The following is an 18,637-nucleotide window of genomic DNA, read 5'->3' on the forward strand; positions in this document are numbered from 1 at the left end:
GCCTACCTCTGCAAAGCGCTTAAGCAGGGCTTGCGGCAGGCAAAGTATGTACCGGTAGCTGCATCCGGGCGCGGTTGTAGTTACACGGCCAAGCGCACGCGCACGGCGTTGGGTCCTTTCTGGCCCATCTCAATCTCAAAGGTCACTTTGTTGTTCTCCTTTACCTGATTGATGAGGCCGTTGGCGTGCACGAAGATGCTTTCGCCGGTTTTCTGGTCTTTGATGAAGCCGTAGCCCTTCGACTCGTTGAAGAATGACACAGTGCCTTGGCGGATCAGGTCGGCGGGATCTTCCTCTTCCTGCTTGCGGGCGCCCAGCGTAATGTCCTCTATCTTGATTTCTTTCTTCTTGCGCGATGGATCGGGCGGGGTAGAGGTGATGTTGCCATCCTCATCTACGTAGGCAAGCATCTCGTCGAGGTTGCCGCCATTCTTCGCGTTGGCTTGGCGCTCTTCTTTGCGCTCAGCCTTATCCATGCGCTTTTTCAGGCGCTTCTTCTCATTTTCTTTCTTTCCAAAAGTGGCTTGTGATCTGGCCATGGCCTATTTATCGTTAGGGATGAAGTATTCAGTGATGCAGTGCGTACGGTAGTATCAGATAGAAATAGCGACGCAGCTACCCGGTGCCGGGACATGGGGTAGCAACTAATAACTAGCAGCGCGACTAATAAATTTCATGTTGTAAGAAAAGGTATAGGTAATTCTGGATATACGACTCAATGAGATAGGATAAGCCGTTGAAACATAAGAGGATCAGCCGCCGCGGGTCTGTTTGACGGGTATACGGCCTCTCAAATGCTAAGCAGCGGATACCGCTAAAAGCGGCTGAACAAGGCTACTCTGCTAATGCAGCTGCGGGTAGTAGCTCGGAGACTTCCCGCACCTCGCCGGGCTGCAAATCGGACAGGGTGATTTCACCGATGCGGACGCGTACTAGGCGTAGGGTGGGGAAACCCGCGGCGGCCGTCATTTTGCGCACCTGCCGAAACTTCCCCTCCGTCACGATAATAGACACCCAACTGGTAGGCCCGTGGCGGTCAGAGCGGATGCTGCGGCCCCGAGGGGGTAGGGCCGGTGCTTCCACGAGGCGACGTACTTGGCAAGGCAAAGTCTGGTAGCGCACGTCCCGCAGGCCGATTTCCACGCCTTCCTGCAGTTGGGCCACTGCCTCGTCAGTAATCAGGCCATCTACCTGCGCGTAGTACTCCTTCTCGATGTCTTTGCTGCGCACCTGAGCGCTGGTCTGGCCATCGGTGGTGAGCAGGAGCAAACCTTCGCTGTGCTCATCGAGGCGGCCTATGGCCATGGTGCCTACTGGAAAATCGTGCAGCTCGCCCAAAAAACGCTTCTTCCGCTGCTCCCGCTCAAACTCGCTGGTAAACTGGCTAAGGTAGCCGTAGGGTTTGTAGAGCAGGAAGTGGCGTTGGGGCATGTAGGCGGGGTAGGGGGCAGGAAACTGGGTGCAAAGCTAGGCACTAACGCGAAGCTTCCGTTACTGGTCCCCGAAATGGGGCAGACACCTTGAGTTTGCGTGAGAAAGAAAAGAGCCGTAAAACGGCGCTGCGGAAGCCACTACGTGGTTTTATACAGATACCAACCGTGGCCCAGCGGTTTCATTACGATTACGCGGTCGGGGCTCATGGGCGGTACTTGCGTAACATCTGGCTGGTAGAGCAGGCCCACGGTGTTGTTAGTAACGCCTCCAATGATAAACTCCAGCCCGGCGGGCGAGCCCAAAGTTCGCTGCGTAACCCGACTGATGTACAAGGGCCGCAGCAGCGCCAGAACCTCCGCATCGGCGTTGGCGGCCTGCTCGCCGGACAGGGTTGAGTCGAGGGGAGCGGTGAAAAACTGGCGACTCTGAATCAGGCGCACCGCTTGTTGAAACTGGGGCTGATGGCGGTTGAAGTGTTCTACAATTTCCGCATCGGAGCCAATCCAGAGGCGGATGTTGCCGAGCATAAAGGCATGGCTGGCCTCGGGGTGTTTCTGGTTGTACTGCGTGATTTCAGCCGGAGGCATGTCGGCCAAGATCTTCAGCATAGGTGGCCCGAGCTGGGTCATGGCCAGGCTGCGCACCGCGGCCAGCTTCCAGGGAGTGGTAGCAGTAGCGGAGTCGCGACGAAAGTGCAGGTAAATGTCGCTGCGGCTCACCGAGTCGCGCAGCTCTACGGTTACCACAGCCGTGGCAGTGCCCTGGTGCAACAGTTGGCAATGACGCTGCAGGGTAGCCGGAATCTGCTGGCCTAAGCTTTGGCGGCGGGCCTGGCCGGCGGCTTCCCCGCTGAGGTAGTCGCGCATGTTGGGCCAGCCGGTTTTGGCTACAAACTGCTCGGCAATCTGCAGGGGCTGCAGCGGCACGGCGGCGCGCAGCAGCAAAGGCAAGCACCAGGCCAACAGCACAAGAATGTATTTCATCAACAGGTTCGGCTATGCGTTGGGCCCACCCGGGCCCGGCCGCCGAACCTCTAAGGTACGCAGAATGCCGGTGAAATTGAGTTGCATACGCTGGTAAATCAAGCGGATGGTCTGCTATTCCGGCCAACACTGGAATCTGGATTATACCTATAACGCCACCTTGCGTTTCTACCCCTGCCGCCAGTTCTCTACTCCGGCAGCCGGCGCACCAACAGTACTACTACCCCGCCCAGCAGCGCCATCAGCCCGAACGACCACTGCAGGCTAGCCGCCTCGGCAATAAAGCCCACTACCGGTGGCACCAGCAGAAACCCGAAGTAACCCACCGTAGAAACCGCCGCAATAGCCGAGCCGGAGCTGAGCGCTGCCGTGCGCCCCACCATGCCAAACACCATGGGTATCACGCACGACACGCCCAGCCCCACCAGCACAAATCCCAGCCCCGCCAGTAGCGGCACCGGAAACAGCGCAGCCAGCAGCAAGCCCGCCAGCAGCAGCACGCCGCTGTAGTGCAAAATAGGCTTCACGCCGAAGCGGTTGGCCAGCGGGTCGCCACTGAAGCGCCCGGCCGTCATGGCTACCATGTACACCGTGAAGCCCAGAGCGGCGGTTTCCTTGGGCACCAGCACGGCTTTTTGGAAGTAAATAGCGCTCCAATCGTACATAGTGCCCTCGCAGGCCATGGAGGCAAAGGCAATCAGACCGAACTTCAGCAGGGCTTTATCGGGCCAGCGGAAACCGCTGCGTTTGGCTTCGGGCGCGGGCGGCAGCACCAGGCTGTGACAGTAGTTGTAGAGCGCTACCCCAGTAAGCACCACCGCTACTGCGGCAAAGTGGGTGGAGGTAGGCACGCGCTGCCCAATCAGTAGGGTGCCCACAGCTGCGGCCGCGAAGCCCGCCACGCTCCACACCCCATGAAAGCTGGCAATAATGGACTGCTCGTAGCGCGCCTGTACCCCCACCGACTGCGCATTCATGGAGATATTGAGCAGGTTGCGCGAGGAGCCAAAGCAAAACAGCAGCCCCACCAGCTGCCAGGTGTGCTCCACCAGTCCCAACAAAGCCAGGGCCAGGTTATACAGAATGGCGCCCACCAGCATCACCTGCCGGCTGCTGAAGCGCTGCAAAAGCCACCCCGTGACGGGCAACGTGAGCATCAGGCCCGCCGGTAGGGCAAACAGCACCCCGCCCAGCTCGGCCTCGCTTAGGTGTAGCTGCTGCTGAATAGTGGGAATGCGCGAAGCCCAGGTGGAAAACCCAAACCCCGAGACAAAGAAAAACAGCGCAATGGCCCACCGCGCCTGTCGGGGCGTAACGTCTTCCTCTACTACCTGTATCATGTGTTGCTGCTACCCCTTGGTTTGGGCCAAAGCTACAACCGGCCCTGAACCTTCAGGCGCCAAAACGGCCGCAACTACGGGGAGCTACGGCCGCCTAGTGGGGTAGGGTTATGTTGAGCTGACGGGGGTAGGGGCTGAGCTACGCTATAACTCACTGACCGACTTGAGACGAAAACGGGGGCGCTTGCTCCGTAATGCGGCTACTTCTTGAAAAAGGCCAGCAGGTCGGCTTTGTAGGAGTTGCCGATGGGAATTAGGGTAGCATCCAGCAGTTGCACTGTGTCGGGCTGCAGGAGCTTGATGTGGGCGGCGGCCACGATGAACGAGCGGTGCACGCGCAGGTAGCTGGGACCCAGAATTTCCACCATTTCCTTCATGGTTTGGTGGAGCAGGTAGGTTTTGGTGGCCGTCATCAGCTTCACGTAGTCCTTGCAGCCTTCCACATAAATAATGTCGCGGTGCGGGACTTTCAGCAGGCCCTGGCGCTCCTTCACCAGTAGGTATTTTTCCGCGGTTTCCTCGGCGGGCGGGGCCGGCTGCAGGGCGGGCAAGCGGCTGATGGCCTTCATGAACCGCTCGTAGGAAAACGGCTTGAGCAGGTAGTCGAGCACATCCAGCTCGTAGCCTTCGTAGGCGTACTCGCGGTAGGCCGTGGTCAGGACGGTTTTGGGCGGCTGGCGCAGGTTGCGCAAGAAATCGAGGCCCGTCATCAGGGGCATTTCAATATCCAGAAACAGCAAATCCACCGGCTGCTGGGCCAAGTGCTCGTAGGCTTCCATGGCGTTGCGGCACTTGCCCGTGAGGGTGAGGCCGGGCGTCTGGCCGATAAACTGCGTGAGTACTTGGTGGGCCAGCGGCTCATCGTCCACAATCAGGCACCGGACCGGAGCAGGGGTAGTAGTCATCAGCGAAAGGAATAGGGGTAGGAAGATAGGTAGCGGGAAGTATTACAGGGTAAGCGTCAGCTCGGCGCGGTAGCGGCCATTGTGCTCCATGAGGTGTAGCTCGTGGGCGCCGGGGTAGTAGAGCTGCAGGCGCTGCCGGATGTTGACCAGCCCGATGCCGCCGCTGCGTTTAGTGGCCGGAGTCGGCGCTTCGGGCAGCATGTCGTTTTCGATGCGGAAGTGCAGGCGGCCGGGCTGGCTGCTGAGGGTAGCCTGCACGCTGGCCTGGTCAGAGAAGTGGTGGCGGCCGTGCTTGAAGCTGTTTTCTACCAGGGGCAGCAGCAGTAGCGGAGGCACCTGCACCCCGGCCGTTGGGCCCTGGGTGGTGAGCTGAATCTGGGCGCCGGGGTACTTGCGTTGCTCCATCTCGAAGTAGTTTTCCAGAAACGCTACCTCCTCGGGCAGGCCAATGTACTCCTTGCCGCTGTCGTAGAGCACGTAGCGCATCAGCTCCGAGAGCAGCAGAATAAAGCGCGGCGTTTCCGGCGAGCCCGCCAGGCTTAGGCCGTAAATGCTGTTGAGCGTGTTAAACAGGAAGTGGGGCTGCAGCTGGCTTTTGAGCTGCTCCAGCTGCAGGGCCAAATGGTCCTTCTCTAGGTGGCGCCGCCGGTACTCATTCTCGAAGGCATAGCGCACAAAGGCCACGCAGCTAAAGGCCAGCAAATCGGTGAACAGTAAACTGATGTAGGTGTTGCGTAAAGCCAGCACCTGAGCCGCCGCCTCGGCAAACCCCTGCTGGTAAAACCCGCGCAGCAGGGGCGGACTTGCTACCCCCTGAAAGGCCCAGTGCGCGGCGGCCACATTCACCTTAATGCCCCACCACAAGTACAGCACTGAGGCTACCCCCAGCAGTGCGTAGCGCCGGCGGCGTAGCAGCGTGGGCACCAGCCAACGGTAGTACGGGATGATGTAGAGGGTAGCCGCCAAGGCAAACAGGATTAGCTGCGGATAGGGAAAATTGGCCCCGCCAGTAGGCTGCACGGGCACGCTCTCCATGTACACGGCGTACTTGTACATGCCCACGTACAGGCCCCAAACCAAGATTTCGAAGATGAGGGGGAAGCGGCTGGGCCGGTCGGGGGCGTTGTGTTGCATGGGGGCAAGTTGGCAGATTTCCCGGCGGGCTGGTGCTCCGGCCAGCGGCTATTTCGACTAAGCGGGGTGTTTTTTCGACCAAAAAACGGGGCCTCCGGTTTGGTCGGATGCGGGGCGGGCTTGGTCTAATAAAGCTTCATTCCAGCTTCTGAGGGCCATTCCTTTGTGTCGTTGCCAGTCGCTGAACGGCCGGCTTTCCTCTGACACTCCCTACCCCCTCTTTCCCATGAAAACCTTCTTCCGCTCCCTGCTCGCCTCGGCCCTGTTCACCACTGCTACCCTCACGGTCCAGGCCCAACCCAGCGCCCCCGCTACTGCCGCTGCCGATACGGCTCGCATCACGCTGGACCCTCGCCTGATCAACCCTGTGAGTATGCAGAGCTTCGAGGCCTTCCGCACCGCCGTGCAGCCCCTGGTAAAGCAGATGGCCGGCAAAAAGGTGGTGGCCATGGGGGAAGGCACCCACGGTACTGCGGAGTTCTACAAGCTGCGGTTCTGGCTGACGCGCATCCTGATGGAAGAGTACGGCTTCGACCGCCTGGCCCTAGAAAACACCTACGGCGACACCTACCTGCTCAACCAGGCCCTGCAGCAGCGCACCACCGCTACCGACCTCAAACCCCTGATGCAGAAACACCTGATCAGTATGTGGCAAAACCGAGAGATGGAGGAGCTGCTCACCTGGATGCAAGCCCGCAACCGCACCCAGCGCCGCCAAGTTGAGCTCACAGGCATCGACATCATGTTTGCCACCGCCGACGCGCAGCTGCTGCTGCAGGGCCTAGCCAAGGCGAAAAACCCCGAAGTGCAGACCGCGGTAGTGCAACTCCTGAAAAGCGCCCAGTACAACGATAACTATTACTATAAGATGAGCGACAAGACGTTCAAGCGCAACCGCGCCGAGTGGCTCAGCAGCGGCTACGCGGGCTACCTGGCCGCCGAGAAGCTAGTGCAGCTCCTGCCCACTACCAAGCTCCCCCGCAAGCAGCGGGAAGTGCTGGCCGGCGCCGCCAAAAACGCCCACCTGGGCTTCGATGTCTTCTACCAGTACGAGAAATTCAAGCGCAACTCCTCCCGCGACAGCGCCTTTGCCGAAATGACCAAGTTCATTGCCAGCGGCAACCACAAAGTGATTATCTGGGCCCACGACGCCCACGTGGGCCGCACTGTGGCCGCTGCCGACGACCGCAGCAACGGCGGCGGTACCGGCGACTACATTGAGCGCATGTTCCCCGGCCAATATTTCGTGCTGGCTACGGCTACCGGCGCCGGTACCTTCGCGGCCACCAAGGATGTGTTCATTTCTCCGGCCAGCCTTATGGGGTCCTACCCTCTCTCGGCGCCCAAAGCTGGCTCCTGGGAAGCCGCTATGAGCCAGGTGAGCAGCCCGCTCTTCTTCTTCGATACCCACCAGCTGGGAGCCCAGGACCTGAAACGCCCGCACCGCTTAGTGGGCCAAACAGTTGGAGGCGAGGACTACTACGCCGACACCCAACTCGGAGTCACCTACGATGCCATGCTCTTCGTGCGCCAGGGCACGGCTGCTACCCCGCTGCGCTAAGCCAACCTCTTATTTAGGTGTCCTATCGAAGTGCTTTATTCTTCGTGAATCATACAAGCGGCGTCAGCTTCCGGGAGCTGACGCCGCTTACTTTATAGGTATGTAGCCTGTTACTCTTACTTCGTTACCCGCGGCTTGCCTTTGTAGTGAATGTCGCTGGAGCCGCTGGTGCGCGACGATAGTTCCTCGCTGACGGCCACATAGGCATCGGAGGCGCCGCTGGCTTCTACGGCGGCGGTGCGGCTCTGCAGGTTGTAGGCTTGGTAGTCGCTGCTGCCGCTGATATGCACCTGCTGGCGCTCTACACGGCCGGTCAGACGCACGTCGCTGGCTCCGGAGGCATGGGCGGTCAGGCTCTTAGCGTTCAGGGCCATTGTTACATCCGAAGCACCGCTGGCCCGGATAGTGAAGGCATCAGCCGTGAAGGGCGTGTCGCTTTTCACGTCGGAAGCTCCGCTTACCTCCAAGCCCGTGAGGGTAGGGCAGGTGATGTACACATTCACTTTCTCATTGCCCCAGGACAGCATGGAGCCCTTCTCACGGTAGATGGCCAGGGTATTGCCTTGCACTTCGGTTTTGACGCGTGCCAGCACGTCGGCCGGAGCATCGACCTTCACTTCGGTAGTGGCGCCCTGCTTCAGGAACAGATTGATAGCCCCGCTGGCTTTTATAGTCTGAAAAGAGCTAACCGTGCGGGTTTGCTGAGCGGCGGCGGTTAGGGCGCTGGCCCCCAGGATGGCGGCCGTAGCTAGGGTCCGGAAGAAAGTAGTCGTTTCCATGGCTTGTGGGGTTAAGGTGAAGAAAGAGGGTAGGCAGCAGGTCAGATGCAGAGCCAGCCCAAACCGTTGCCCAGGCTTCTGCTTTTCTCTCAATATCAGAAATATACTGATCTGCTACCCCGTTCTGGCGCACCAACTTGCCCGTAACGGGCCGGAAACATCGGGACGCTGGGCTGCGTAAGCGCCACCATCCCCGGGTACCACTGGGGTATTTCTCTGACCGAACTCTCTCCATCATGAATAAGTCCTTGCTCTTACTCTCGGCGGCCTCCACCTTGGCCGTTGCTGCCTGCAATCAGGATCAGAAGGCTGCTACCGAGGCCGCCACCACACCTTCAGCCGATACGGCCGTAGTCGTGAACGACGCCAGCATGGCCAACGCCGATGCTACCTCCGACACACTGGCCTACCGCTCTGATGCTGATGAAGTGGTAAACCGCATCACCAACGACCTGGAGCTGACCGACACCACCACTGTGAGCCGCATCGGCCAGACGTACTATAGCCGGGGCCGCCGCCTCAACCAGGTAAACAGCCGCTACACCACCGATACCACGGGCCGCTATGCTGCCCTACGTTCCGTGAATGACGAGACGGACCGTTCCGTGAAAACCATCGTGACGGAGCCGCAATACAATACCTACACCGCCAACCGCGGCTCGTACTACGAAGGCACCCCCTACACGGTAGTGGTGGTGCGTGAGCCCGCCCGCCCGGCCCGCCGTGGCCCGGCCGTGGTGAAATACGAGAAAAAGAAAAACGGCGAACTGAAAATCGTGTACGCCAACGGCAAAGTCGTGAAGCGCGACAAGGACGGCGACACCAAAGTAGAATACCCCAACGGCACCAAAGTAAAGCGCGACGCCGATGATGGGGAAGTAAAAGTAAAGCGCTAAGCGCCTACCCCTTTGCACGCAAAAAAGCCCGCTTCCTGAACCGGAAGCGGGCTTTTTTGTGGCAGATGATGAGGATTACTTCTTGATGCCGTACTGGCGCAGCTCCTCGTCGATGCGGTGGTTCCAACGTTCCTGGGCCAGGGGGCTGCCGTGGGTTTCGGCATCGTATTGTTCCTGCAGGTGGTTCATCTCAGTAAACGACTTCAGGTACTGCAACTGCAGAATGCTATTGTAGTCTTCCACCGTTAGGCTGTCGGGGGTGGCTTTGCGGCGAAACCGTTCGGCCACCAGCCGCACGATGTCGAAGTGGCGCTGCTCGTGGTTGAGGTGCTCGGCGGTTTGTTGGCCAGGATCAACCCAGGATGAGCTGCGCACTACAAAAACCTTCATAATCATCTCCAGTTCCACTACCCCGTTTACTACGCGGGGGCGGCCCTGGTAAGCAAAGCTGGGGAACACGGCCGCCGCGTAGCGGCCCCCTTTAGGCCGGGGCTGACCCGTAAAATCAGACCACACCAAGGGCCGGGCCGGGTCGTAGAATACTGTGTCAGCTTCGGTTTGAGCGGTATGGTAGCGGAAGGTGGGGTGCACGGCCGTAGCCAAGCGCACATCGTGGGCAGCCGCCCGCGCCAGCCAGGTATTAAAGTACGTAAGCCCGCCCAGCAACGCCTGCCGAAGCGTGGGCTCTACTACGGCGCGGTTGGCGAGGGGGCGCAGGTAGCGGGCCCCGCCGCGATACTCGGTAAGGGTGATTGTGCGGCCTTCCGTATTCACCCAGTCGAAAGCCAGCTGCACCGTAATCTGGCCGGCCGCCTGACCGTTTGCGGCGGCCGTTTCCTGCACCCGACACTCGCGCACCCGCATGGTTACGCCGTAGCGAGCCGGCCGGGCCGGCAAAGTGCGCGTCACAAACTGGCGCAGAGCAGCCTCAGTACCGCCCTGCAGCTCCACCGCCCGCGCAACGTTGGCCGCAGCCGGAGGGGTAGGCAGCAGCCACGCTACGGCCGGGCGGCCGGGCCGCTCATCGCGCACTTGCTTAATGGTAAATAGGTTGGAGGTAAAAGCAGGGGTAGCAGGCTGTAGGATAAGGGGTTGTTCAGCTGCAGGCCGTCCGGCTGCCATCAGCAGTCCGGAGAGCAACAGCCCCCACCAGAATCCCCAGCTAGCCCGGCGGAAATACAAGGCTTTCATCATAGCAGACATTCATCTGCCAGACATTTCCTACCCCTTGCCCGTTCCCGGATGTGAGATAGTGGGATGGTGAAATAATGACTTTGTCGTCCGGCTGGCCTAAAGACCCATTAGGTCTATTCGTCGGAACCAGTAGAGCATCCAACACAGCATTTCACCGTCTCGCTATCTAACCTATTTTCCCATGCGTTGGCGGCGGTACTCAGTGGGGCTTTGGCCGGTGTATTTGCGGAAGGTTTTGTTGAAGTGGGAGAGGTTGTTGAAGCCGCAGGCGTAGCACACTTCCGTTACGGCCAGGTCATCGTCGAGCAGCAGGCGGCAGGCTTGGCCTACGCGGTATTCCTGCAGGAAATCGGTGAGGGTGTGGCGGGTCATCTTCTTGAAGTAGCGGCAGAAAGCCGGCACCGAAAGGTGGGCCACATCGGCTACCTCTTGCACTGAGAGGCTAGCGCGCTGGTAGTGTTGCTCCACAAACTGATACACCCGGCTCAGGCGCTGCTGCTCCTTACCGCTTAGGCCTTGGCCACCGGCTCCGGCATGCAGAGGTAGGCAGTCGTTAGAAGGGGCTTGAGCCAGCTGCTGCAGCACCTGCAGCAACAGCAACAGGCGCATAAAGGGTGGTGCATTAAGCAGCTGGCGCAGCACAGGCCCAACCGCGGTGCGGGTACTACCCCCAAACGAAAGCCCTTCGTGGGAGCGGGCCAGCAGTTGTCGGATAGCCGCCATTTCAGGCTTATCCCAAAAATCGGTACCCAGAAAGTCGCCGCGCAGCTGCACCACAATTTCCTCGAACGGCGTGCCCGCTGGGTGGCCGTAGCTGAAGGTAAGGTGGGGCAAATCGGGGCCAATAAGCACCAGTTCTCCGTCCTCAAACCGGGAAATGTGTTGCCCAATATGGCGCCGGCCATGCCCTTGGGGGATATAAACCAGTTCGTACTCAGGGTGGTAGTGCCAGAGCAGCTCGGCCTTGCCTACTTCGGTGTAGTGCAGCAAGGTAAAAGAGCTGTCAACGGTTGGATGAATGGGTTCAAACTGTAACTTCACGGCGGAATGGTGCTCTAGTGGCTGGGTGGTAATGTAAAATTAATGCACTTAGTCAACATAGCATCAAAAGGCGTTAATGAAGCAGTAGCTTCATGCGGAATTTAATGCTGAAATTGCATTACCAAGTTTCGCGGCGATAAATAAAAACGCCGCCAGCGCATAATAAAGCGTGGTTAGAAAATAAATTGGCAGTAATTTTGTGACTTGCTTAAGCCAAGGCTATAAGCATAATTATCCCTGCGGAGTTTAGCGTAGGGCCTGTAGCCCGGCAGGGGCGCAGGACTAATCATCTGAAATTCAAGCTGCTTGGATTATATGTGCCTAGCAGTGGAAAAATAAAGCTGGAGCGTAGGCCCCAGCCCGCAAGCGACCCTCGGGTCCGGCGGCACAGACATCCAGCGGCTTTGGGTGGGAATTTTAGCCGCTGGCCGTTTCCCAGGCACCTTTGGAGCCCGGTAAACGCAAAAAGAGGTTGAGGCTGTGGGAGCTTCAGCCTCTTTTTTTTGCTTATGCACGTATGAGGTTGCCGGAAGCGGCCACTCAGCACTACGGGTCCGGTCTTTTTCCTATACTTTAGGATTCCAAGTTGTCCTTTATGCGCCTATACTTGCTTGGCTGCCTGCTGCTACTCTCCCTCGGGGCGTGGGCGCAGCGGCCCGATACGGCCCGCCCGGCCGGCCAGATTAACCTTGCCAACGTAGATGTGGCCCCTAACGCCGTGGATATTTCGGGTTGGCTGCTGCTGGATAAAGACATCCAGACTGAGCTGGAAGGGGCTGTGCAGAACATCTACAACTTCAAGCACGATAGGGCCGAGCGGCAGTTCCGCAGCCTGCGCCGCCGCTACCCCAACCACCCCATGCCCTACTTCCTGCTGGGCCTGACGACGTGGTGGAAAATCATGCCCTCCAATATCACCTCCCAGCAGTACGACAAAGTATTTCTGGCTTACATGGATACGGCCATTACCCGGGGGGAGGATCTGTACAAGCGCGACAAGAAAAACTACGAAGCCTGCTTTTTTCTGTCGGCTGCTTATGGGTTTTCAGCCCGCCTGAACGCCGAGCGGCACAACTGGCGCAAGGCCACCGTGCACAGTAAGAACGCCCTCAACTACCTCGAAAAAAGCCAGGAAGCCAACGGTCTCAGCCCGGAGTTCCTGTTCGGGCAGGCCCTGATTAATTACTACGCCCCTTGGATTTCGGACACCTACCCGCTGCTGCGGCCGGTGCTGCTGTTCTTCCCCAAAGGCAACAAGCAGCTAGGCCTCTCGCAGTTGCGCAGTGTGGCCGCCAACGGCTTCTACACCGCTCCGGAGGCACGGGTATTCTTGATGAAGATTCTACAAAATCAGGAAAACAAGCCCGACGAAGCCCTGGCCCTGGCTCGTATTATGGCTACTACTTACCCCGATAACGGCTATTTCCAGCGTTTTTACGCCCTAATGAGCTACCAGGTAGGCGACCTGAACGAGTGCGAGCGGGTCAGCCGCGACATTCTGGACAAGATTAACCGCGGCATGCCTGGTTATGAGGGCATCAGTGGCCGCTATGCCACGTATTTCCTGGGCAGCCTGATGCAAAATCAGTACAAGGACCTGAACAAAGCCAAGGAGTATTACCAACGCTGCGTGGTTTTTGCGGAAAGCACCAACGACACCAAGCAGGGGTTCTACCTCTACGCCTTACTGAACCTGGGCCGCATTGCTAGCAAGCAGAACGATGCCGCCGCGGCTACTCGCTACTACAAAGAGGTGCAGCAAAAAGCTGAGCGCAAATCGGAAGCATATAACGAGGCGCGGGCTTACCTCAAAAAGAAAAAGCCAGTTGTGGGAGCAGATTCTCAGAATGGGGAGAAAACAAGCAAGGCCAAGCGGTAGCGGAATTAGTCGAGCAAACGACCTTGCTGATAGACAAGGGGTAGGGGCTTTATCGGGAAAATGGGCCAAGTCGGCGAAAGGGTAAATCGGGACAGTAGGAGAGTTTCGTATCTTCCCTAAACCGACCTTCTGCCAACACACCTAGATTGCCCATTATGGTATATGCCCAAGCCTCCCGGCTGGTATTCCGCTACAATTTCCGGTTGAGTATGCTGCGTTTCTGGTGGCCCGAAAACGCCCTACTGGATCAAATGCAGCCCCTGCTCATTAGTGTTCTAAAGACAATCCGCCGCTACCAAGCTCAGCAATTGCTGCTGGACATGAGCCAAATGCCTACCGTTGACGAAACTATGCAGAAGTGGCTGCAGAATAGCTGGCTGCCTCGTTTGCGTAATTGTGGGCTGCGCCGCCTGGCCCTGCTCTTGCCTACTAACACGTACAATATGATAGTGGTAGAGAGTATGCTTTGGGCCTCGGTGCAAGAGCATTTGCCTTACGAGGTGCAGTACTTCACGGAGCTGCCCGCTGCCCTGGAATGGCTCACCGATTCTGAAGTGGCCACCTCCAGCCGCGACTGGCCCCTACGGCAGCAGCAGCCCATGGTGTTACGGGTGCGCCGGCGTCAGTGCCCGGCCCGGCTCATGTCGCCGGCTTAACAACTGGCCTACCCCTTATTGGGGCATTCATCTCATAATACGCGTTGTGCTACCTGTTTGCTTGCGGCTCACGCAGGGCGGTAGGTGGCTTGCGCCGGTTGGCTTCGCGTAGCAGTTCTGCCGTGTGCGTTAGCAGGGTGGGGCCGCCCCATTGGCCGTGCCCGGGCACTACCACCTGCGCGCGGGGGTAGCGGTCCGTTACGGTTCGGAGCGAGGCCGGCCACAAAGAAAGGTTGGCATCATCGAGGTTGCCGAGGGTAGGGGCAGACTGTTCGCGCACCAGGCAGCCGCCAAAAAGCACCTTTTGCCGGGGCAGCCAGGCTACCACATTGTCGGGGGCGTGGGCTGCGCCGGGGAAGAAAAGCTCCAGCCGCGTCCGTCCGGCACGAATTAAGGTGTAGGGCTTGAGAGCGGGGGTAGGCGGCGTGGCTCGGGGGAAAAGCATCCCAAACCGTTGTGCCGTGAGTGGGGTGCTGTATACCTTGATGCGTTGGGCCTGCAGCACCGCCAAGCCGCCGGCCCGGTCTTCGTGCGCGTGGGTGATGATGGCCAGTTGTACGCGCTGGTGCAGACTATCGGCAATCCATTGCAGGAGCTGCTGGGTTTGCTCGGGGTCCCAGGTGGTATCAATCAGCAGGGCACCTTTGGCAGTGCGCACTATCAGGCCGTTGGCAGGCACGGGCGCGGCTGAGCCAGGCAGCCGCCGGTACGATGTGTGCACGAATACATCAGGAGCCACGGCTTTCACCCGCAGCGGGGGTAGGGCTGGTCGGGGAGGAAGGGCTTGGGCCGAAAGGAGAGGTAGGGAAAAGACAGCCAGCAACCAGCGCAAGCGCTTGGTTAGGCCGGAAGGGTAAGCGGGTACTAAAAACATTGAAAGCAGGAAAGGCAAGCTCCGCTAACGTCGGTTCTGCGTAAAAAAGTGCCTTTCTTCTTCCACATCTGGCAAGCTCCGGGGTGGTAGCTGGCTAAAACCATGTCGGCAACCAAGGGAAAAGCGCCGGGCACCGCCCTGTGCTCATCAGCTTATCTTGACCTGGATAGTTTGCGGACCCGTGAGGCTTTAGTTGAGAAAAATCATTCAGCCCGTTAGTACTTTCCTGCTTTCACCTGCTACCTGCCCCACCCATGACATCTTCCGCTCATTTTCCCTCGTCGGCTGCCCCGGCGGTACCAACGGAGCCTTCATCGTTGGCTACTTTGTTTGCTCGTCAGCAGGTCCGCGCTGAGGTGCTTCGGCAGGAGAAGCTGGAAGCTCGTGCCACCCGTCTGCGTCGGTTGAGCGCCTGGATAACGGAAAATCGGGCTGCTATTCAGCAGGCCTTATATGCTGACTTTCGCAAGCCCATCCTCGAAACGGATGTCACGGAAATCTGGCCTTCACAAACGGAAATAAAGCACACGCTACGCCACCTGCGGCAGTGGGCGAAACCGCGCCGGGTAGGTACGCCCCTCTCGCTGGTGGGCACGCGTGGCTGGGTGCAGTATGAGCCTAAGGGGGTGTGTCTGATTATGGCTCCCTGGAACTACCCATTCTACCTCGCCCTCGACCCGCTGGTGTCGGCACTGGCGGCCGGTAACTGCTGCATTATCAAGCCCTCTGAGATGACGCCCACGGTGGCCGCGCTGCTTAGTCGCATGTGTCAAGAGCTGTTTGACCCAACAGAAGTAACCGTGGTTGAAGGCGACAAGGAAGTGGCTACTCAACTGCTGACCCTGCCCTTCAACCACATCTTTTTCACGGGCAGTCCGCAGGTAGGAAAAGTGGTGATGCGCGCCGCGGCTGAGCATTTGAGCAGCGTGACGCTGGAACTGGGTGGGAAAAGCCCCGCCGTGGTGGATGAAACCGCCGACTTGCGTGACACTGCCGAGAAAATTGTGTGGGGCAAAGGCATCAACGCCGGCCAAACCTGCGTGGCTCCCGATTACCTGCTGGTGCACGAAGCCATCCGCGAGCAGTTGGTGGCAGAAATCAGAGGGGTAGTACAGCGTTACTATAACCCCGAGGGGGAAGGGGTAGCAGCATCCAAGTCCTTTGCCCGCATCGTAAACGACCATCATTACGCCCGGGTAGCGGGCCTTCTGACAGAGGCGCAACAGCAGGGAGCTACCATAGTGTTGGGCGGACAGCTTGACGCCGGGCAACGCTTCATTGAGCCAACGGTGCTGGTAGATGTGCCGGCCGAAAGCCGCATCATGCAGGAGGAAATCTTCGGGCCGCTGCTCCCCATCCGTACCTTCCGGACCCTGGAGCAAGCCGCTGCGGAAGTAAACTCGCGTCCGCACCCGCTGGCCCTATATGTATTCTCTCAGCGCAAGGAAAATCAGCGCTACCTGCTCCAGAACATTCCGGCCGGCGGGGCCTGCGTCAACGAAACTATTCTGCACCTGGCCCACCCCGAGCTGCCGTTTGGTGGCCTGGGCAACAGCGGCCTGGGCCGAGCTCATGGTCTGGCGGGCTTTCAAGCCTTCAGCAACGAAAAATCGGTACTGCAGCAGCGCGTGGGCCGCACTGGCCTCAAACCCATCTACCCACCCTACACCCCGCAGGTAAAGAAGTTGGTAAACTGGCTGTTGAGGTGGCTGTAGGGTGGTGAAGTGGCTAGGCAAGTGAAATAGTGTATTAGCCGTTCTGTTGCCGTAGAATATAGCAGCAGCAGAGTGTCAGTTCGTATGCAAGCCGAGTATTTCTGGGAAATAATGCCGAACTTTTAGGGCCGTGTTATCTCCCACTGCAGCTGCCGTCCTGACCTGTTTATTCCCACCCTCTCATGCAGTTCACCGAAGCCCAGTGCGCTATCCTCCGCGCCCTCGCCGATGCGTTCATTCCCAGTCTGCCTACCCCCGATGCGGCCTCAAAACCCGCTTACTGGGCCCGGAGCGGCTCCGAGGGCATTGATTTAGCAAAAGCAGCGGCGCTTCTGGAGGCCCAACCGGCAAGCGCGCGGCAGGAATTTCTGCAGCTACTGCAACTGCTGGATACGCCCGCCCTGGGCCTGACCTCGTTTGGGCCGATGAGGCCGTTTGTGCGCTTGGCGCCAACGCAGCGCGAGAAGCTGCTGCAAGGGTGGGCTACTAGCAACGTGCCCCAGCTGCGGAAGGGTTTTCAGGCGTTACGGAAGCTGTTTATGTTTCTGTTTTACGGCGGCTCCACTCCGGAGCAAGGCAACTTTGTGTGGGAGCACATCGGCTACCCCGGCCCCCAGGCGCCGGACCCAGCCGTGGCCGCCGAAAAGCCCATCCGACTTCTGCAACCGACCCAGAATGTGCACTACGATTGTGAGGTGTTGGTAATTGGGAGCGGAGCTGGTGGCGGAGTAGTGGCCGGTGAGATGGCAGCGGCTGGCTACGATGTGCTGGTGCTGGAAAAAGGTCCTTACTTCCATGGCTCTGACTTCACCCAGCGCGAAGTAGATATGCTAGGGGCACTGTATGAGGGCCGGGGAGGGCTGAGTACCCAGGATGGTGGCATTGCGCTGCTGGCCGGATCCTGCCTGGGCGGGGGGACTACCGTGAACTGGGCCGGGGCCTTTCGCACTCCTGATTATGTGCGGGAAGAATGGGCCCGGGAACACCAGGCGCCCCACTTCACCAGTGCTGATTTTACCCACAGCCTGGATGCCGTAAGCCAGGCCCTGAGCGTGAACACCAACTACCCCCGGCACAACGGCCAAAACCAAGCCTTGTGGGATGGTTCCCGCGCCCTGGGCCAGGACGTAAAGCTGATTCCACGCAACGAAAAGGGACTTACTGACTCTGAACAGCACTTCTGTGGCCTGGGTTACAGCGGCCTCGGCGACCGGCACGGCATCAAGCAGGGTACTCTCAATACTTACTTGCAAACAGCCTTCGAGCATGGCGCCCGCTTGCTGTGCACTACCTCCGTAACGCGCGTAACCATGGCTCATGGCCGGGCCACGGGCGCCGAAGCGACCCATACTACCCCCGATGGCCACACCATTCAAGTAACGGTGCGGGCCAAGCGCGTGGTAGTGGCTGGTGGCTCCATCCAGACGCCGGCTTTGCTGCTGCGTAGCGGTCTGCGCCACCCTCATCTGGGGCAGCATCTGCACTTGCACCCTACCGTGGTGGTGGCTGGCTTGTACCAGCAGCGCATCGAGCCCTGGCATGGTCCCATGATGTCGGTGGTGAACGACGCTTTCACCCGCATGGAGGGTAGCAACTTTGGGGTGAAGCTGGAAACGCCACCCGCGCACCCAGGCCTGATGGCCATGGTTCTGCCCTGGCGCTCGGGCCGCCAGCATAAGGAACTGATGCAGCAGGCCGCACACCTGGGCTCTTTTATCGTGCTGACGCGTGACCGGGACGGCGGCCGGGTAACCGTAGACAAACACGGCGCGCCCCTCATCAGCTACAGCCTCAGCGAATATGACCGCCACCACCTGCTGCAAGGCGTACGCGCCGCTGCCGAGGTGCACGTAGCGGCCGGCGCCCACACCGTACTGCTGCCCCACGGCTCCCTACCTACCCTTTACGCCCAAAACGGCCACCTGCAAAACCCCGAGGTGCTGGCCGGACTACCCCAGCTGAACTGGAAATCCAACCAATTTGGTCTGTACAGTGCCCACCAGATGAGCACCTGCCGCATGGGGGGCAATGCGGCTACCCACCCCACCCGCCCGAGCGGAGAGCTACATGAGGTGCAGCACCTGTTTGTGGCCGATGCCTCAGCGTTTCCGGCGTGCAGCGGCGTAAATCCCATGCTGACCATTATGGCCCTGGCCCACCATACAGCTCAGCATCTAAAGGTTAGCTTACAGTCGGAAATGGCTATGCGCCAAGCGGTAGCGTTAGGGTAAGGAGAAGGAATATAG

The 18,637-nt window shown here is 59.2% G+C and carries 16 protein-coding genes; 6 read left to right on the forward strand and 10 right to left on the reverse strand.

The window, feature by feature from the left end:
- Window positions 1-80 precede the first annotated feature (80 nt).
- The 6 genes from DNI29_RS02260 to DNI29_RS02285 all read right to left on the reverse strand — a co-directional run bounded on the left by DNI29_RS02260 (window position 81) and on the right by DNI29_RS02285 (window position 5,796).
- Window positions 81-539 (reverse strand): cold-shock protein, encoded by a 459-nt coding sequence (locus tag DNI29_RS02260; RefSeq protein WP_110976439.1) that lies wholly within the window; start codon window positions 537-539, stop codon window positions 81-83.
- Between the two features lie 295 nt (window positions 540-834).
- Complete coding sequence (locus DNI29_RS02265) at window positions 835-1,431, reverse strand: pseudouridine synthase (protein ID WP_110976440.1); 597 nt, start codon at window positions 1,429-1,431, stop codon at window positions 835-837.
- 140 nt (window positions 1,432-1,571) lie between these two features.
- A complete protein-coding gene (locus tag DNI29_RS02270) occupies window positions 1,572-2,417 on the reverse strand; it encodes a hypothetical protein (protein WP_110976441.1) in 846 nt (281 codons plus the stop codon).
- A gap of 188 nt (window positions 2,418-2,605) precedes the next feature.
- Window positions 2,606-3,757 carry an MFS transporter gene (locus DNI29_RS02275; RefSeq protein ID WP_110976442.1) on the reverse strand — a complete coding sequence of 384 codons (1,152 nt, stop codon included), beginning with the start codon at window positions 3,755-3,757 and terminating at the stop codon, window positions 2,606-2,608.
- A gap of 200 nt (window positions 3,758-3,957) precedes the next feature.
- A complete protein-coding gene (locus tag DNI29_RS02280) occupies window positions 3,958-4,662 on the reverse strand; it encodes a LytR/AlgR family response regulator transcription factor (protein WP_110976443.1) in 705 nt (234 codons plus the stop codon).
- A 42-nt stretch (window positions 4,663-4,704) separates the two neighbouring features.
- A complete protein-coding gene (locus tag DNI29_RS02285) occupies window positions 4,705-5,796 on the reverse strand; it encodes a sensor histidine kinase (protein WP_110976444.1) in 1,092 nt (363 codons plus the stop codon).
- Between the two features lie 226 nt (window positions 5,797-6,022).
- Here DNI29_RS02285 and DNI29_RS02290 point away from each other — a divergent pair, with 226 nt between their 5' ends.
- The gene (locus tag DNI29_RS02290) at window positions 6,023-7,357 is read left to right on the forward strand and encodes an erythromycin esterase family protein (RefSeq protein ID WP_110976445.1); all 1,335 of its coding nucleotides are present in this window, start codon (window positions 6,023-6,025) and stop codon (window positions 7,355-7,357) included.
- 116 nt (window positions 7,358-7,473) lie between these two features.
- On the opposite strand, the gene DNI29_RS02295 is transcribed toward DNI29_RS02290, so the two are convergent.
- Entirely contained in the window at window positions 7,474-8,136 is a 663-nt protein-coding gene (locus tag DNI29_RS02295; RefSeq protein WP_110976446.1) for a head GIN domain-containing protein, read from the reverse strand.
- Between the two features lie 236 nt (window positions 8,137-8,372).
- On the opposite strand from DNI29_RS02295, the gene DNI29_RS02300 reads away from it, so the two are divergent.
- Window positions 8,373-9,032, forward strand: coding sequence for a T-complex 10 C-terminal domain-containing protein (locus DNI29_RS02300; protein WP_110976447.1), 660 nt, complete (start codon window positions 8,373-8,375; stop codon window positions 9,030-9,032).
- Window positions 9,033-9,107: 75 nt separating this feature from the next.
- Here DNI29_RS02300 and DNI29_RS02305 read toward each other — a convergent pair whose 3' ends face one another.
- Complete coding sequence (locus DNI29_RS02305; protein WP_123823039.1) at window positions 9,108-10,226, reverse strand: hypothetical protein; 1,119 nt, start codon at window positions 10,224-10,226, stop codon at window positions 9,108-9,110.
- 171 nt (window positions 10,227-10,397) lie between these two features.
- A complete protein-coding gene (locus DNI29_RS02310; protein ID WP_110976449.1) occupies window positions 10,398-11,267 on the reverse strand; it encodes a helix-turn-helix domain-containing protein in 870 nt (289 codons plus the stop codon).
- Between the two features lie 595 nt (window positions 11,268-11,862).
- Here DNI29_RS02310 and DNI29_RS02315 point away from each other — a divergent pair.
- A complete protein-coding gene (locus tag DNI29_RS02315; RefSeq protein ID WP_110976450.1) occupies window positions 11,863-13,146 on the forward strand; it encodes a tetratricopeptide repeat protein in 1,284 nt (427 codons plus the stop codon).
- Between the two features lie 155 nt (window positions 13,147-13,301).
- Entirely contained in the window at window positions 13,302-13,802 is a 501-nt protein-coding gene (locus DNI29_RS02320) for a hypothetical protein (RefSeq protein WP_110976451.1), read from the forward strand.
- Window positions 13,803-13,851: 49 nt separating this feature from the next.
- On the opposite strand, the gene bla is transcribed toward DNI29_RS02320, so the two are convergent.
- Window positions 13,852-14,676 (reverse strand): subclass B1 metallo-beta-lactamase, encoded by an 825-nt coding sequence (gene bla, locus DNI29_RS02325; protein ID WP_110976452.1) that lies wholly within the window; start codon window positions 14,674-14,676, stop codon window positions 13,852-13,854.
- A gap of 254 nt (window positions 14,677-14,930) precedes the next feature.
- Between bla and DNI29_RS02330 the strand changes: the two genes are divergently transcribed.
- A complete protein-coding gene (locus DNI29_RS02330; RefSeq protein WP_110976453.1) occupies window positions 14,931-16,391 on the forward strand; it encodes an aldehyde dehydrogenase family protein in 1,461 nt (486 codons plus the stop codon).
- A gap of 182 nt (window positions 16,392-16,573) precedes the next feature.
- On the forward strand, window positions 16,574-18,622 hold the full coding sequence (locus DNI29_RS02335; RefSeq protein ID WP_110976454.1) for an FAD-dependent oxidoreductase: 2,049 nt from the start codon (window positions 16,574-16,576) through the stop codon (window positions 18,620-18,622).
- Window positions 18,623-18,637 lie beyond the last annotated feature (15 nt).

Origin of the sequence: Hymenobacter sediminis (genome assembly GCF_003231285.1) — a bacterium.
GTDB classification, from domain to species: Bacteria; Bacteroidota; Bacteroidia; order Cytophagales; family Hymenobacteraceae; genus Hymenobacter; species Hymenobacter sediminis.

Bases quoted from the DNA above. Each gene is read 5' to 3' on its own strand.
- DNI29_RS02290 (WP_110976445.1), top strand. From the start codon at position 6,023: ATGAAAACCTTCTTCCGCTCCCTGCTCGCCTCGGCCCTGTTCACCACT.
- DNI29_RS02285 (WP_110976444.1), bottom strand. From the start codon at position 5,796: ATGCAACACAACGCCCCCGACCGGCCCAGCCGCTTCCCCCTCATCTTC.
- DNI29_RS02280 (WP_110976443.1), bottom strand. From the start codon at position 4,662: ATGACTACTACCCCTGCTCCGGTCCGGTGCCTGATTGTGGACGATGAG.
- DNI29_RS02260 (WP_110976439.1), bottom strand. From the start codon at position 539: ATGGCCAGATCACAAGCCACTTTTGGAAAGAAAGAAAATGAGAAGAAG.
- DNI29_RS02320 (WP_110976451.1), top strand. From the start codon at position 13,302: ATGGTATATGCCCAAGCCTCCCGGCTGGTATTCCGCTACAATTTCCGG.
- DNI29_RS02300 (WP_110976447.1), top strand. From the start codon at position 8,373: ATGAATAAGTCCTTGCTCTTACTCTCGGCGGCCTCCACCTTGGCCGTT.
- DNI29_RS02275 (WP_110976442.1), bottom strand. From the start codon at position 3,757: ATGATACAGGTAGTAGAGGAAGACGTTACGCCCCGACAGGCGCGGTGG.
- bla (WP_110976452.1), bottom strand. From the start codon at position 14,676: ATGTTTTTAGTACCCGCTTACCCTTCCGGCCTAACCAAGCGCTTGCGC.
- DNI29_RS02305 (WP_123823039.1), bottom strand. From the start codon at position 10,226: ATGATGAAAGCCTTGTATTTCCGCCGGGCTAGCTGGGGATTCTGGTGG.
- DNI29_RS02265 (WP_110976440.1), bottom strand. From the start codon at position 1,431: ATGCCCCAACGCCACTTCCTGCTCTACAAACCCTACGGCTACCTTAGC.
- DNI29_RS02315 (WP_110976450.1), top strand. From the start codon at position 11,863: ATGCGCCTATACTTGCTTGGCTGCCTGCTGCTACTCTCCCTCGGGGCG.
- DNI29_RS02330 (WP_110976453.1), top strand. From the start codon at position 14,931: ATGACATCTTCCGCTCATTTTCCCTCGTCGGCTGCCCCGGCGGTACCA.
- DNI29_RS02335 (WP_110976454.1), top strand. From the start codon at position 16,574: ATGCAGTTCACCGAAGCCCAGTGCGCTATCCTCCGCGCCCTCGCCGAT.
- DNI29_RS02295 (WP_110976446.1), bottom strand. From the start codon at position 8,136: ATGGAAACGACTACTTTCTTCCGGACCCTAGCTACGGCCGCCATCCTG.
- DNI29_RS02270 (WP_110976441.1), bottom strand. From the start codon at position 2,417: ATGAAATACATTCTTGTGCTGTTGGCCTGGTGCTTGCCTTTGCTGCTG.